The sequence below is a fragment of the Zymobacter palmae genome (assembly GCF_003610015.1).
GTDB lineage: Bacteria > Pseudomonadota > Gammaproteobacteria > Pseudomonadales > Halomonadaceae > Zymobacter > Zymobacter palmae.
Map to the genome: position 1 here is coordinate 1,866,693 of NZ_AP018933.1, position 15,446 is coordinate 1,882,138.

Annotated in this window: 14 protein-coding genes and 1 tRNA gene; 10 read left to right on the forward strand and 5 right to left on the reverse strand. The window is 51.5% G+C overall.

What is annotated here, in order from left to right; translation table 11 throughout:
* A complete protein-coding gene (locus ZBT109_RS08380) occupies positions 1-1,770 on the forward strand; it encodes a gp53-like domain-containing protein (RefSeq protein ID WP_051524153.1) in 1,770 nt (589 codons plus the stop codon).
* Positions 1,771-1,779: 9 nt separating this feature from the next.
* Positions 1,780-2,232 (forward strand): tail fiber assembly protein, encoded by a 453-nt coding sequence (locus ZBT109_RS08385; RefSeq protein ID WP_051524154.1) that lies wholly within the window; start codon positions 1,780-1,782, stop codon positions 2,230-2,232.
* A 64-nt stretch (positions 2,233-2,296) separates the two neighbouring features.
* Here the strand turns inward: ZBT109_RS08385 and ZBT109_RS08390 are convergent, their stop codons facing one another.
* Positions 2,297-2,584 (reverse strand): hypothetical protein, encoded by a 288-nt coding sequence (locus ZBT109_RS08390; RefSeq protein WP_027705984.1) that lies wholly within the window; start codon positions 2,582-2,584, stop codon positions 2,297-2,299.
* Positions 2,585-3,225: 641 nt separating this feature from the next.
* Here ZBT109_RS08390 and ZBT109_RS08400 point away from each other — a divergent pair.
* Complete coding sequence (locus ZBT109_RS08400) at positions 3,226-3,681, forward strand: hypothetical protein (RefSeq protein WP_027705985.1); 456 nt, start codon at positions 3,226-3,228, stop codon at positions 3,679-3,681.
* Complete coding sequence (locus ZBT109_RS08405) at positions 3,678-4,115, forward strand: hypothetical protein (RefSeq protein ID WP_051524155.1); 438 nt, start codon at positions 3,678-3,680, stop codon at positions 4,113-4,115. Before ZBT109_RS08400 ends, ZBT109_RS08405 begins: the two co-directional genes overlap by 4 nt.
* Before the next feature lie 154 nt (positions 4,116-4,269).
* Here the strand turns inward: ZBT109_RS08405 and ZBT109_RS08410 are convergent, their stop codons facing one another.
* Positions 4,270-5,283: an IS30 family transposase gene (locus tag ZBT109_RS08410; RefSeq protein WP_027705986.1), complete on the reverse strand. Its 1,014-nt coding sequence runs from the start codon at positions 5,281-5,283 to the stop codon at positions 4,270-4,272.
* A 490-nt stretch (positions 5,284-5,773) separates the two neighbouring features.
* Between ZBT109_RS08410 and ZBT109_RS08420 the strand changes: the two genes are divergently transcribed.
* A complete protein-coding gene (locus tag ZBT109_RS08420; RefSeq protein ID WP_145984508.1) occupies positions 5,774-6,364 on the forward strand; it encodes a LuxR C-terminal-related transcriptional regulator in 591 nt (196 codons plus the stop codon).
* Between the two features lie 227 nt (positions 6,365-6,591).
* Here the strand turns inward: ZBT109_RS08420 and ZBT109_RS08425 are convergent.
* A tRNA-Gly gene (locus ZBT109_RS08425) sits at positions 6,592-6,667 on the reverse strand.
* A gap of 146 nt (positions 6,668-6,813) precedes the next feature.
* Positions 6,814-9,048, reverse strand: coding sequence for a TonB-dependent hemoglobin/transferrin/lactoferrin family receptor (locus tag ZBT109_RS08430; RefSeq protein ID WP_084261903.1), 2,235 nt, complete (start codon positions 9,046-9,048; stop codon positions 6,814-6,816).
* Positions 9,049-9,205: 157 nt separating this feature from the next.
* Here ZBT109_RS08430 and ZBT109_RS08435 point away from each other — a divergent pair, with 157 nt between their 5' ends.
* The 4 genes from ZBT109_RS08435 to ZBT109_RS08450 are packed head-to-tail and all read left to right on the forward strand — an operon-like array spanning position 9,206 to position 12,191.
* Entirely contained in the window at positions 9,206-10,069 is an 864-nt protein-coding gene (locus ZBT109_RS08435; RefSeq protein WP_051524157.1) for a heme/hemin ABC transporter substrate-binding protein, read from the forward strand.
* Positions 10,066-11,058 carry a FecCD family ABC transporter permease gene (locus ZBT109_RS08440; protein ID WP_027705990.1) on the forward strand — a complete coding sequence of 331 codons (993 nt, stop codon included), beginning with the start codon at positions 10,066-10,068 and terminating at the stop codon, positions 11,056-11,058. The genes ZBT109_RS08435 and ZBT109_RS08440 overlap by 4 nt, the downstream gene beginning before the upstream one ends.
* Positions 11,055-11,807 (forward strand): ABC transporter ATP-binding protein, encoded by a 753-nt coding sequence (locus tag ZBT109_RS08445; RefSeq protein ID WP_027705991.1) that lies wholly within the window; start codon positions 11,055-11,057, stop codon positions 11,805-11,807. The genes ZBT109_RS08440 and ZBT109_RS08445 overlap by 4 nt, the downstream gene beginning before the upstream one ends.
* A gap of 39 nt (positions 11,808-11,846) precedes the next feature.
* Entirely contained in the window at positions 11,847-12,191 is a 345-nt protein-coding gene (locus ZBT109_RS08450) for an antibiotic biosynthesis monooxygenase family protein (protein ID WP_027705992.1), read from the forward strand.
* Positions 12,192-12,336: 145 nt separating this feature from the next.
* Here ZBT109_RS08450 and ZBT109_RS08455 read toward each other — a convergent pair whose 3' ends face one another.
* Complete coding sequence (locus ZBT109_RS08455; RefSeq protein ID WP_051524158.1) at positions 12,337-13,347, reverse strand: adenosine deaminase; 1,011 nt, start codon at positions 13,345-13,347, stop codon at positions 12,337-12,339.
* Between the two features lie 423 nt (positions 13,348-13,770).
* Here ZBT109_RS08455 and ZBT109_RS08460 point away from each other — a divergent pair, with 423 nt between their 5' ends.
* Positions 13,771-15,372: a TerC family protein gene (locus tag ZBT109_RS08460; protein WP_027705994.1), complete on the forward strand. Its 1,602-nt coding sequence runs from the start codon at positions 13,771-13,773 to the stop codon at positions 15,370-15,372.
* Positions 15,373-15,446: the final 74 nt, after the last annotated feature.

Sequence of the window (15,446 nt, forward strand, 5' to 3'; positions counted from 1 at the left end):
ATGAAGATCACCGACGCTCCTGCGCTGATCACTACGCCTTTCGCACAGAACGGCACCCGCAACGATATCCCTGCCACAGGTGACGGCCTCGGCACAGGCCGTGCATCGCTCGCCACAGGCTTCCCTGATGAAACCATGAAGCCGATCACGGCTGGCGGTGTGCCGCCGTTCGGTGCGGACTTCAACGGCATCCTGTATGTGCTGAGCAACGCCGCACGCTTCTACGGTGCAGGCGGCCACTACAAATTCAATACTGACTTTGCATCGAAGATCGGCGGTTACCCGATGGGCGCCACGGTTCAGGCAAGTGACAACATGGGCCACTGGCTCAATGTGGTTGAGTCGAACAGCACTGATCCGGAAAGCGGCCCCTCCACGGGCTGGCTGCCGCTGGCGGACCATAACGGCACCGCCACCGTCACGCTGACAGGCAACACCACCCTCACCCCATTACAGGCAGCCAAGGCCAACCTGCGCTTTACTGGAACGCCCACAGGCAACGTTACCGTCACATTCCCCGCGTGGACCAAGCGCTACTCAATCATCAATGACTGCACTGGCGATCAGTCAATCATCTGCACCACGGGTAACGGTGAATCGATCAGCATCAAGAACGGCGCAAAGTACGAAATCGGCTGCGACGGTAAGAACCTGACCGTAGCAACGGTCAATGCGTCACAAGTGTTCGCAGAGCCGAATAAGAACGTCAGCTCGCTAGACGCGCCAACCGTACAGCAGATCATCAATACGCTCGGCAGCGCAGCGGCACATGCGGCTAGCGACTTTGATGCATCCGGGTCTGCTGATACAGTTCAAAAGAACTTAGATAATTATAATAACGCGGCATGGGATGGTATTAATTCAGCATGGAATAAAGGCAATGACGCTCAAAATAGATGCGGCTTTCTGGAGTACCTTTTATCCGGAACAAAAGATCGTTCCTTTGTTTATTTGGGAGACCCGACAGAACAAGGTTCTTTATTTAAGCAAGGGAGCGGATGGTTTTCTTGCGTCTATAATCACAAAGTCACAATGGAGGTTACCCCAGAAGGTAAAATCAATTATTCAACAATAGGCTGGGATCAAGTAACTGATAAGAAAATTGTTTCATCCGGTGATGAAACCGGCTTGGTTAAAATGAATGGTCAGGCCGATATATCAGGAGTCTCTGCGAAAGATTACGCCGCTTCTCAATATCAAGCACGACAAGCTTGGGATAAATCTGTTGAATCAAGTGTAGCGGCAGCAGCGGCGCAAAAAACAGCTGATGACGGATGGAATAAAGCTGAAGATGCTCAGAAAAAAGCAAATAAAACAGCGTATACATTCCAGGGAACAGATGATCGAAATTACTGGTACATAGGTGACTGGGGCGGTGTTAACAGCTGCTTAAAAGGCGAAGACGGCTGGCTGACATTCCAATATCATGGGAAAAACATTTTTCAAGTCAATTCAGATGGCTTAATTGTTGGCGGGCAGATTGATGTTTCAAAAGTAATTAATGATTACGAATATGGTGACGGATTTCATAAAAATCTTAAAACTGGCCTGATAACGCAGTGGGGTTATGCATCTTCAAGTAAATATCGAGATGTGTGGGTAACATTCCCGCGTGCATTTTCAACTACAAACTATATAGTTATCAGTCTTGATGTTGGTGCGGGTGGTGGTAGTCATTATGCTACAAGCAAGAGCAATACATCGTGCAATATTGGCAAAAATGGTGGCAATTCGGACATATCTTGCCAGTTTATTGCTATCGGGTATTAAGGCGGTTATATGAAAAAGTATGTAATAGAAAAAGACACGCTGTGCTGTTATACGACAAGTGATATAAATGAAATGCTCTTCTTGCGGGAAGATGTGCGAGCACTTCCAGAAGCGTTGCCGGACGGCTTCTGCTATATAGATGAACCAGAGTTTATTCTGGTTAATAACGTTAAAAATGGGCTTGCTGATATCAGCGGGTGGGATAATGACAAGCCTCTAATAAAAATGAAAACTGAAAAAGAATTGCTCAGCCGACAAATTTACTTCGAAAATAGCGGGAGGCAAGCAGCACTGATAGCAGAAGCGGATTCGTTCATCCAGCCCATGCTTGGCTACGCAGTCTCCGGCATCCTGTCAGATACGGAGAAAGAGACCTTCAAAGCGTGGAACGAGTACCGAAAGGCGCTCGAGGACGTGGACGTGGCAGCCACCAACATTGAGTGGCCTGCCAAGCCTGAATGACCGCCCCACTCTGCCGGGGCTTTTTTGTGCCCGCCAAACCAAGGCGGGCAGCGTAATTAACCATTCAAAGAGACCGTGGGTCGCCTCCCTGTAACAGGCAAATTCTTTTTTCCCCGCTCTCTTTTAGCCAAACGTTATTTCCTTCACGGATTCTTCCAATATAAAACACAGGATCAGACCCCATATATAATATGCAATCGTCAATGATTTCGGGAGAAACATCACTCATTCTTCTTTTTATGTAAGATATTGATACGTTTTTATTGCCTTCTGCATCCTTGCTTTCTACGACTGAGTTAATAACTAACAATATTTTGTCCACTACATCATCAGGAGCATTTAACATAGTCATATAATACCTCTTGCTTAATAAATTTTTGAGTTATCAAGATAATCCGCATACCACTGCATCATTGCCGTGCGCTGATCTACGTATGCAGCCTTGTTGTAGACGCCAGCAGTGCCGGGCTCAACGTGAGCCAGCTGCGCCTCCACATAGTCACGATTCCAACCATGCTCTCGTAACAGGGTAGACACTGTATAGTACCAGCCATAGCTTCTGTTTTTCCTACAGCGCATTGACCTGCATCTATTACGGTGCCACATTGATATCACAAACAGTCGCTTCTATCCTTAGCAACCATACTCCTGTACACCCACGTGTACCCTAGGGCACAAAATAAAACCTAACCAATTGTTTTTATTAAAAATTACCATCCCCACGCTCGGCACCAATACGAAGAAAGCCCCGTAACTTTAAAGTTTACGGGGCTTTTTTTATTTGATCCTGTAGCAAAACATCGCTTCAATACTCTTATGCTTTTTCATCTTCATTTTTTTATGACATTTCTGCAGGAAACCATATTAGATTAGCATGTTATTTTTGTTTTTATTAAAATACTGCACGAAAGTACAGTTCCTGTTGGATGACAACTTGTTATTAACAAAGTATTATTAAAAAGCAATTTTACTAGAAAAATAGAGGGATTCAGTATGTCACGTTTAGAATTCGATGGGATGCAAAAAACTATTACTCTTTACAATGCGAAAGAAGAGGCTGTAGGGAAGTGGGAAGCTCAAAATATTATTGATTCTAGTGTAAAAGACATGCGTCACCTGCCTGACAAAACATATATGATTCAAGATACGCATGCTCCACACTTGCATTTTGATCATCCGGAAAAAGACACTTTCAATGGTGAATATGGGGTTTACGGAATCGTAAGGTTTTATACTCCCAAAACAAAAAATACTAAAAAGCATGAAGGAATTGGCGTTCATGCTGGTAGAGAACATTATTATCGTAAGCCTGGGCCTCAGCACCCAACTTTTGGGTGCATTAGAACAGTTGAAGTAGCCATGAAAGCAATAAAAGAATTAATGCAGGAAGATACATTGCAAACAATAACTGTTATAAACAACAATGCTGCCAAGAAGAGCAAGAAATGAAAAAAATAATTTTATTATTTATATCAATATTTTTTATATCCACTACTTTACATGCAAAAGAGTGTACACAATCTATTTTAGATGAAGCTGATAAAAACGCAGGAGATTTTAAAAGTTGGGAAAATGTGTATGAATACAGTAAAAAATATGGCGAATGTATAGGTTCAGATACACAAGAAAGTGTATCTGAGGGCGTGGTGCGTATATTGGCAGACAACTGGGAGCAACTGCATACATTAAAAATGTTGATTAACAAAGATAAAAAATTTGAAAGATTCATTATAGACAATATAAGTAGCACAGTACTTGAAGATGATTTGTTAAAAATATATGATTTAGCAAAAAAACAGTGTCCGTCTGATTCATCAAGGTTGTGTAAAAGAATTAGCAATAAGGCAATAAAAGCATATAAAGAAATCAACGGTATTAATTAAAAGTTATCTCAATCCTAAGCCCAGCTATCAAGCTGGGTCTTTTATTTATAAAAACGTTAGATAAAAAGAAAGAACGACATAAAAACACATAAAAATAACATAGGAATATTTTTATTATTGGCGGTTGCCAGTTCTGAGTGCAACACCCCGTTATTTAGTGGGTGGCCGCCTTTTTATTTTCCGTTGCCAGCATCACCTTTGTTAATCGCTCTATCGGGCACTTAAACCCAAAACGCTTACGCGGACGCATGTTCAGCGACAACGCGATCTCATCCAGCTCCGCTTGGCTATACACCGATAGATCGGTCCCTTTCGGTAGATACTGGCGGATCAAGCCATTGATGTTCTCGTTAGCACCGCGCTGCCAGGGGCTGTGGGGATCACAGAAGTAGATGCCAACGCCTGTATTCTGGGTAATTTCAGCGTGGCGGGCCATTTCTTTACCCTGGTCATACGTCATCGTCTTGCGCAGTGAGAGTGGCATTCGATTCAGTGCAGCACATCCCTCTACGGCGGCCGTGGCCGTCGCGCCGTTCATTTTGACCAGCATCACATAGCCACTGGTCAACTCCACCAGCGTACCTACCGCTGAGGCGTTATTTTTACCTTTGATCAGATCGCCCTCCCAATGCCCCGGGATAACGCGTTTATGGACCTCGGGGGGACGCAAATGAATGCTGACTCGCTCAGGAATCTGGCCGCGCCGATCAACACCACCTGTACGAGGTTTCCGCTGGCTGCGACCGTGACGAAGGCAGTGAATCAGCTCATGACGCAACTGTCCGACAGGCAACGCATAAATGGCGGTGTAGATCGTTTCTTTGCACACATAAGCGTCGCGTAGTGAGGGAATATCCATCGTCTTTAACTGGCCTGCAATCTGCTCAGGAGAAAGGTACTTCTTGAGCATGTGGGTGATCAGTTCGAAGCGCTCTTTACCGGGCAATAGCTTACGCTTGGGACGGCATAATAAGCGGCGGTAGTGTCGATTATCCTGCGCTTTATTCGCTTGATAGTGCTGGCGAGTACGCGCATGGCGACGCACTTCACTGCTAATGGTGGAGGGTGCACGCTTGAGAAGCTTTGCGATGGCTCGAAAACTCATCTGTTGAGCAAGAGCGACCTGTAACGTGGACCGTTCCGTCATGGTAAGTTCACAATAGGACATGGACAACACCTTATCGTATTAATGCGTTAAGGTGTTGCAATCAGAATTGGCGACGGCCATTGAAAAAACTCGTTTACTGACAATATATCCCCATTCTCTTCTATTCCACTAGCTAGCAATCTGCATACTCAAGTCGACAATAATTATCTGATGTATCCATAGCCTTTTGAGAATCCCCTCCTCAATATAACTTTTAATAGATATGTAAATTAATATGCGCATGCCCCCTTTCACCCCAAGCCAGGCAGTCTTTATTATAAGCCCCTTTAAATAACATTCAGCATAAATCAAGATATATTGTGCTAACTGGCTCTTGGTCCAGTAGCTAGACCTGTTCATATTTATTTATGGTAATTACTATCCTGAACATTTAATGGACAAGATAAAATGAACAGCTCATGACAAATAGATTTATTTAACAGACTTAATGATTCAACAAATATGCAGGATGTTCTAGATTCTGCTTTGAAAACAACGAGAAATTTTGGTTTTGAATTCTGTAGATGGCGATCAAAGCTGCCAACGCCGTTTTTCCGTGATGAATAGCAATGAAGACAGACTGACTCAGGAAAGAGAGAGTGGCCACTATGATGACGCTCCTGCTGTAAAACACTGCGCCACCTCTAATGATCCCTTTTTCTGGAAGGGAACAACAGAAGACGAGGCGTTTCTGAAAGCCCCTGCATTATTTGAGGAATATTACTCTACAGGACACTTTGCCGGGTGGGCACAGTCGGTTGTCGAAAATCGCAATATGTTCAGCATGTTCTACGTCGACAGTAAATCTAGAATGACCACAGATGACATTCAACATGTTGACTTGAAACTGCAGTGGGTAGCCACCGCTGTTTTATGCAAAATGCATCAAATTCGGCTACAGCCTGACATACAGCTTTACGAACGTGAAAAGGAAGTATTGCGATGGTCCGGCGATGGAAAGACGGCCTCAGAAATCAGCCAAATACTCAAGTTGAGTAGAAGCACCATAAATTTTCATATGCGCAGCGCAATGTTCAAACTCAGTGCGCCAAACAAAACCGCAGCGGTTATCAACGCGATCTATCTTGGTCTTTTGAATTGATAAAAGTACGGTGAGACCCACCGGTTAATGGGTATTGTCTTATCTGAGATGCTGAGACCGTTTCGTGTATACCTGCCCCTGGCTAAGCACCTCAGTGTACAGATGGGTGTACACGCATATTGCCATGAGTGGGCATAGAATATGCGACATATGGGGGCAAGGATACCGAAGAAACCCTTATACAGAGTGCTCACGGCGATACTAGGAAAGCGTTGGGAAGTAAACATTGGAGCGGGCAACGAGACTCGAACTCGCGACATTCAGCTTGGGAAGCTGACGCTCTACCAACTGAGCTATGCCCGCTTAAAAGGAAGGAGCACTGATAACAGTGCGAAACAGAGATTACCAGCAAACCTTTACCAGCGCAAACGGTAGGCGGGCCTCTTTCCCAAAGGGATAGCCCTCCTACCGCGTACTATCGAGTGTCACTCAGATCATGGTGTACTACATCAGAATGCGTACTCTGCGCTGACACCCACATTTCTACCTGGCTGCGAGTAACGTTCTACGCCCGAATAGCTCGATGATAACCCCCGCACGTCATCCCAAACCCAGTAGCGTTTGTCCAGCAGGTTGAAGACGCCACCACGCACAGTCAGATGTTCGCCGATCTTCACATGTCCGGTTAGGTCGTAAAGCTGATAAGCCGATGGCGCATACTGCGCACTGCCGGCATCGTACTGGCTGACATGGTTGACGTAGGTGGCTGCCAGTTCCCCACCCCAGCGATGGCTTGGTGCGTCATAACCAGCAGCTACCACAGCCTGTGCGGGTGGAATGGACTGGATGCTCGTTCCCTGCTCAAGGTTCTTGCCTTCGATATAGGCAGCTGCCATGCGACCGTACCACCCTTCACTCGCGCCAAAGGCGCGGTGCAGATCTAGGCGTCCCTTGAACTCAACGCCGCGAATAAGTGCGCGATCAAGGTTCAGCGAGGTGTATTCACCAAGGGGATAGTTGGCCGTATCAAGGCTTACCGCTGTCTGCGTTTCGATAAAATTGCGGTAGTCGGTATAGAAGCCGGTTACTTCGCTTTCACCGAGCGCCCCATTGAACCTTACTCCTGCTTCCACGAAACGACTGTGCTCGGGTTTCAGATCGGGGTTAGCCACGATACGGTACCCACGACCACTGTCGTAGTCGTAATACAGCTCTTCATAGGAAGGTGCTCGGAAGCCCACGCCACTCTTGCCGAACAACTGTACGCTCGGGGTCAGATTCCAGGTTCCCCCCAGCTGACCGGTAACGGCACGCCCCTCTGCTCCGCTGTAGTCCTGAGAAGTCAATTCATCGCGGTGAAGATCGTAGCGATAGCGATCAAAGCGAATCGCGGGCGTTAGTGACCCGCGGTCATCCGCCAGCGACAAACGATCCTGCACATAGAGACCTACACGTGTCGCCGCTCCCGGTGGAGAGAAGCGTCCCACCGTATCGGCCCCCGTGGTCTTGTTGAAGTCATGGTTCAGGCTATCGTACTGGTCTCGCTTAAGGGTGACGCCGTAAGCGATCTGCTGTGGTATGGCCGTATCTAGATGGCGCACCAGATCCAATTTCAGCTGCCAGCTACGCTGCGTAAAATAACGATCGACCAGACGTGGATAGGCATTGGTGCCACTGCCGTAATTCATTGCGCTATCGTTGACAGTACGCGTTCTTTGCCAGTCGAGACGCCAGTGCACTTCGTCAAACAGTGTGGTATCCAACAACACGTCTTGATAAAGCCCCAGCCGCTCGCGCGTGACTGAATCATCCGTCATGTAGTCGCGGTAGGTACTGGTTTCCGATGAATACAGATGGCGTTCCGATGAAGAACGGTATTTCTGAGCCACGACGCCGATACGCTGGCTGTCTGTATGTTTCTGCAGCTTGAACAGGACATCGTAATTGCCGATATCACCCGTATCGGGTGTCGTGCGCGCACTGCCGCTGGTGCTGTCACTTCGCCCTGAGCCTGTATGGCTTTCGGAGGGGCTCCCCTTGCGGTGCGTCAGGACCAGCATGGATTCCAGATCGCCTCGCCTTCTGGCCAGTGTCGTACTTTCAAAGAACGTACGACTATCGCTGCGGTACCCCCCCTTCACGCTGGCGTAGGTGTCGTCTCCTTCAAGCGACAGCACATCTTCCGGCGATTTAAGACGCATGTTCACTACGCCACCGAACCCTGAACCGGCAATGGCATCGCCCCCTTTCACGATTGAGATATTGGAAAGCGACTCGATATCGGTATTGACGCGCCCACTGCTCAGGTACGTGGAGGTCGGGCCATAGCGTTCGGCCATGTCTAGGCCGTCAAGATCGATGGCAACCCGGTTGCCATCCAACCCCCGGACATTGAACCCTTCTTGCCCGAAACGGCCTTTGCTCGTCACCAGCACGCCAGGTTCGTAACGCGTCACGTCCGCAATCGAGCTGGCGATCTGATCGGCCATCTGTTCTGCACTCATGCTGGCTGTTGCGCTCTGTTCTTTTGATACCTGTTGAACGGGCGAGGTGGATAGCAATCGTTTAGCCGTCACCAGAAACGTCGTATCACTTTCACTGGCCGAGGATGCAGAAACAGACGATTGATGTGCCGTTTCCGCCGCACGGGCCCCATGTAGGGGAAGCGCCACTATCAGCGACGAAAATGTCAGCGGTAGCAAACGAGAGCTTGAGGTTGGCTTGGTCAAGGCTGATCGCGTCATGGGGTTACATTCACTTGTGATGTCGACAGGAAAGGCACGCTAGGCGGCCCGTGCACTTTTTCTAATGAGAAATATTATCATTAGCATTTACACGGTAGCGTAATTCGTTTTCAATGTGTACCGTTTTAGTCAACATTGAATTGGCAGGAAGCATCAGATGAAAAGAACGGCTCAAAGGGTTTCACGCTGGTTGCATGCCAGCGCGTTCGCGATCGCTATGCTCAGTGCTACGGCACAGGCTGCCCCCAATCGAACGGTAGCCATTGGTGGAGATGTTACAGAAATCATCGCGGCACTGGGCCAGACCCGCCAACTGGTCGGGCGTGATGATACGGGGACGTACCCCGCCGAGATAGCAGCGCTGCCTTCGGTAGGCTATATGCGCCAGCTGACACTGGAAGGCATGCTATCGCTGCACCCTCGCATATTGCTGGTGAGCGAAGCCGCTCAGCCCACAGAGGTGATAGATCAGCTGACGGGGAGCGGCTTGCGAGTCGTCCGCATTCCGGCCAGGCATGACTTGCCTTCAATCGTACGTAAGGTCGAACTGATCGCCGAGGCGCTCGGCGATCAGGCACAAGGACGGACACTTGCGGCTCGTCTGAAAGCACAGATCCAGCAGGTAGAGGCACTGCCCAAGCTCTCGGTTCGTCCACTGTATCTCATGAGCCACGGCGGCGGTGCGCCGATGGTAGCAGGCCACGGTACGGCGGCCGAGGCGGCCCTGACACTGGCAGGCGTCAACACGAATGCGCTTCCTGACATTAACGGCTACCGACGACTGGGCAGTGAATCACTCAGCACGCTGAACCCCAGCGTCATCATCGTTCCCACCGCGACGCTGAAAACTATGGGTGGTGCCGCCGAGTTATGGGCCATTCCCGGAATGAACACGACTGAGGCGGGGCGACATCAACGGCTGGTCGTCGTTGATGAGCAAGCGTTGTTAGGGTTCGGTGAGCGAACACCTGCTGCCTTGCTGACCCTGCATGCGGACCTTGTCCATCAGGCGGCACCATGAAGACAAGCATTTGTGCTCAGCGGGTGATGCTGCTGCTGGGGATCACCTTAGTGGGGGCTGTCGCTATCGGAGCCTGTAGTGGTGCACTAGGGCTACCGCTATCCCTTGATCTGGACAACCCTCAATGGCGATTGTGGTGGCAACTGCGCTTCCCTCGTGTGCTGCTGGGGCTCTTGATCGGCGCCATGCTGGCAGCGGGAGGAACCGCCATGCAGGGACTGTTCCGTAACCCATTGGCTGATCCGACGCTGCTGGGACAAGCCAATGGTGCCGCTCTGGCTGTCGCGCTATGGGTCGTGGTATTCGACAACCTGCAACTCGACCTGCCGCTTCCGATGCAGGCTATAGCCGGGTTCATTGGTGCACTGGCCGTCAGCCTGATCATCTTCCATCGAGGCCGCCATCATCAAGGCCCCAGCGCTATGACAATGCTGCTACTGACCGGAATGGCCATCAGCATTCTTGCGGGCGCCATCAGCGGTCTGCTGGCATTTCTGGCCAGCGATGAACAACTGCGGCAACTCAGCCTGTGGGGCATGGGCAGTCTCGCCCACGCACCGTGGTCAGCCGCCATCGTGGCACTCATCATCATTCCACTGGCATTGCTCGCACTGCTGAAGAGCGCACCTGGCTTGGACCTGATGCAGCTGGGCGAGCATACCGCCTATACCGCAGGACTCGATACAGCTCACCTCAAGCGCCGTGTCATTCTGGCCACGTCGCTGGGTGTCGGTTTGAGCGTCGCGCTCGCCGGCATCATCGGCTTTCTGGGACTGGTGATTCCTCATGCCCTCAGGCTGTTGCTGGGACCCAGCCATCGCTATCTCATGCCGGCGTCGATGCTGGCCGGAGCGACACTGCTGGTTATGGCGGATGCGCTAGCCCGTACGCTCATCCTTCCTGCCGAACTGCCCGTCGGCCTGTTGATCAGCTTGCTGGGAGGCCCTTATTTCTTGTGGCAGCTGCGCCCGATAGGAAGAACCGCATGATGACACTGGATGCAATCACGCTCGCGGGAACGCCTCATCTTGCACCGTTGAGCGATACGCTCGACACCGGTGAACTGGTAGGCATCATCGGGCCTAACGGCGCGGGCAAAAGTACCCTACTCAGCCTGCTATCGGGATACCGAACGCCGACGATGGGCCAAGTCATGATGGACGGCGTTCCCCTAAGGTCGATACCTCTAGAAGTGCTGGCCCGACAACGTGCACTGGTCGCTCAGCGTGAAGCAGAGGGATTTGACTGGCAGGTGCGCGACTACCTGATGCTCGGCAATGCACTTGATGACAGCCATCAATGTAGTGTGCTGGCCGCACAGCTAGGACTCACCAATTTTCTTTCCCGCCACCTGCATACACTGTCCGGCGGTGAGCGGCAACGGGTCAGCATTGCCAGAGCTTTGTGTCAGCTCCACCTGCTCGATACACAGGCCCCCTCTACGCGCCTGTTGTTGCTAGACGAGCCCACCAGTGCACTGGATATCGGGCAGCAACAGAAACTGATGCGCCTGCTGACCCGGCTGACGCGCGAGTACGGTCTGACGATCGTCTGCGTGTTGCATGACCTGTCGCTGGCGGCCACCTACTGCCACCGACTGTGGCTAATGGACAAGGGTGTGCGCATCGCCGCGGGCCGTGTCCATGACGTTATCCAGCCCCACATTATTGCCAATGCCTTCGATGCGGATGTCACGATTGATCCCATCCACCTGGACATTCTTCACCTCACCCCGTAACGACAACAGACGCTTGACCCGCGTTTATCAGGAGCCCCCATGTTCATCGCCACCAACCGTTTCAAGGTGCTTCCCAGCGCCGCCCACGATTTCGAACAGCGCTGGCTGTCTCGCGAAGTCTATCTGCATACACTGCCGGGATTTCAGCGCTTCCAGCTGCTGCGTGGTCCAGCAACCGACGACTACGTGCTCTACGTGTCCAACATCGAATGGGCATCACGCGGTGCTTTCGAAGCATGGCGCACCTCGGAAGCGTTTCAGAAAGCCCACGCGCCAGACCGTACCAATGCGCATATTGGCATGCACGTCGCTCCGCCCGCTTTTGAAGGGTTCGAGGTCATACAAGCACTCAACGAACAGGGGCAAACCTTGCTGAAAGCGTGATGACCACCCACTGGTGTGGCGAGTATGTCACTCGCGTTACATCACGGCATACTTATAGATAGACACCATATACACCCATATACAAAAAGGGGCCGTCTGCATTAGCAGACGGCCCCTTTTCCACGTTCCTTTCGCTATCGCTTGATTACGCCGCAGCAATATACGCGTTCAGCTCGTCGTGCAATGCCTGCTGGCGAGCCGCTGATGCAAACGTGGCATCAATGGCATTACGCGTCAACGTAACCCACTGCTCGCGGGACAGCGAGAATGCTTTCTGAACGGCAAGGAAGTTGTCGTTCATGTAGCCGCCGAAGTAGGCCGGGTCGTCAGAGTTAAGCGTTACCTTCAGGCCCGCCGCTAGCAACTGCGGCAACGTATGATCTTCCATGCGGTCGATCACTTTCAAATACAGGTTCGACAGCGGACAAACGGTAAGCGGAATGTGCTCTTCAGCCACTCGCTTCATCAGCGCATCGTCTTCAACACAACGCACGCCGTGATCGATACGCTCAATCTTCAACAAATCCAGTGCCTGTTGGATATAATCTGCCGGCCCTTCTTCACCCGCGTGTGCCACCGCATGGAAGCCTTCTGCGCGTGCGCGTTCAAAGACTCGTACAAATTTCTCCGGCGGGTTGCCCACTTCAGCAGAGTCCAGACCGACGCCGATGAAGTGTTCACGATACGGCAGCGCCGCTTCGAGTGTGGCCAGCGCAGAGTCTTCTGTCATGTCGCGCAGGAAGCTCAGAATAATGCTGCTGGTGATGCTCAGCTCTTTTTCTGCCTCGTTGCACGCACGGTTCAGTCCGGCGAACTGAACGTCCAACCCAACGCCGCGTTCCAGATGCGCCTGCGGGTCGAAGAAGAACTCAACGTGCCTGAGATTGTCCTGCGCACAGCGAGTGAAGTATGCCCACGCCAGATCGAAGAAATCCTGCTCGGTCTTCAACACGTTCATGCCTTGATAGTACAGGTCAAGGAATGACTGCAGGTTGTGGAAGTCATACGCAGCACGCAGCTCGTCGATGGTGGCATAGGGCAGCGCCACGCCGTTGCGCTCGGCCAGGGCGAACATCAGTTCCGGCTCCAGCGTGCCTTCGATATGAAGGTGAAGCTCGATCTTGGGCAGTCCACAGATGAATTCAGTTAGGCTCATTCTTGATCCCGTCATGGCATATTTCAGTTATGACATGACCCTCGCAATGAACCGATATCGAGTCGTGATACCAGGTTGCGAGGGCCATGTCATAGTGTATGGGTAATATTATGGCAATAATTACCATAAGTATGAACCCTTATGCCCTTCTTTCACGCTGGAAATCCGTTCACCAAACCCCTAGACTCTTGGCTTTAAGACAATAAAGGAAACCCGCTTGTCCACCTCACCAGAAGGCCCTCACCGATGTTGGCCATTCACATCTCTTCTGCTGTATACCTCGACAAGCCCGCTGCGGCAGGCGACTTCTACTCATATCCATGTCGCTGAGAGGCTGACAGCACGGTCTGTCCGCGCCGCTTTCAACGCCTTTTCACTTCGCACATCTCACTGTGCATCGTTTATTTATGACGGAGATCTATCGTGATACTTGCCTGGCTCACCGATCCGACAGCCTGGGCGGGTCTACTGACCCTCGTACTTCTCGAACTGGTCCTGGGCATCGACAACCTTGTCTTCGTCGCTATTCTCGCGGACAAGCTGCCTCCTGAGAAACGCGACCGTGCACGCATCACTGGTCTGGCGCTGGCGCTGGTCATGCGCCTGTTGCTGCTCGTCAGCGTGTCGTGGCTCATGAAGCTCACTACCCCGCTTTTCCATATTCTGGATCACGGTGTCAGTGTCAGGGGACTGATACTGATCGTCGGGGGGCTTTTCCTTATCTATAAGGCCACCAGCGAACTGCACGAACACATCTCGCCGGGATCCAGCCATGCCACCGGCAAGCATGTCGAGTACAGTACATTCGGTATCGTCGTGGCGCAGATCGTCGTGCTGGATGCCATCTTCTCAATCGACTCGGTCATCACCGCTGTCGGTATGGTCGAACACATCCCGGTCATGATGATTGCAGTGGTCATCGCCGTGTGCGTGATGATGATCGCCAGCAAGCCGCTAACGCTATTCGTCAGCAAGCACCCGACGGTGATTCTGCTCTGCCTGTCGTTCCTGCTGATGATCGGTTTCAGCCTGATCTGCGAAGGCTTCGAAGTGCATATCCCGAAAGGCTATGTCTACAGTGCCATCGTGTTCTCGGTGCTGATCGAAATGCTGCAGGAACTGCGTCGCCGTCGTGTCACTCAGGTGGTCGGCCGCCGCGGTGGGCGTCGCGCCCGCACGACTGAAGCCGTCATGCGTCTGATCGGCGGTCCTGAGCTGTCCATCCATACCGTACCGGCCGAACGTCACGAAGTTTCCGCAGGCTCAGCTGACATTACCGAACGCGATCTGGAAGCCGTGCCGCTGTTCGACGCTTCCGAGCGCCGCATGGTGATGGGTGTGCTGTCGCTGGCCGAAAAGCCGATCGAAACAATCATGACGCTGCGTCAAGATATCGAAACGCTGGACCGCAACGACGATCACGCCACTCAAATCGCCACGATCGAGCACAGCCGCCACTCTCGCCTTGTCGTCGTAGACAGCGGCAATATCGACGAACCGGTCGGCATCCTCGACAAGCGTGAGCTGCTGATCCCGCTGATGCATCAGCGCTCGGTGGACATCTCAAACCTGATTCAGCAACCGCTGGTACTGCTCGAAAACGTCTCGGTCATCGAAGCGCTGGAGCACTTCCGTAACTCAGGTCAGAGCATTGCCTTCATCGTCGATGAGTTTGGTACGCTGCAGGGCCTGACTACCATCAAGGATATCCTGCAAGAAATCGCCGGCGAGCTGCCAGAACCGGGCGAAAGCGCCAAGGAGATCGTGGTGGAAGTCGAGCCGGGCATCTTCGATATTGATGCCAGTGAAGACATTCACGACATCAACCAGTACCTGCCCTTGCCTCTTCCGGTCAGCAAAGACTATGCAACGCTTGCAGGACTTGTGCTGGACCGACTGGAATCGCTGCCCTACATCGGTACCGTAGTGGACATCGAAGACTGGCGTCTTGAAGTGCTAGGTGTGGAACGGCACCGTATCACCACCGTACGCTTGATCCTCAAGGACCATACGGCCGAACGCTAGACACAGGCTCGTAAATGACAAAAAGGCTTCCTCATAGAGGAAGCCTTTTTCATTGGCCTAAGGAACCGCTCCTG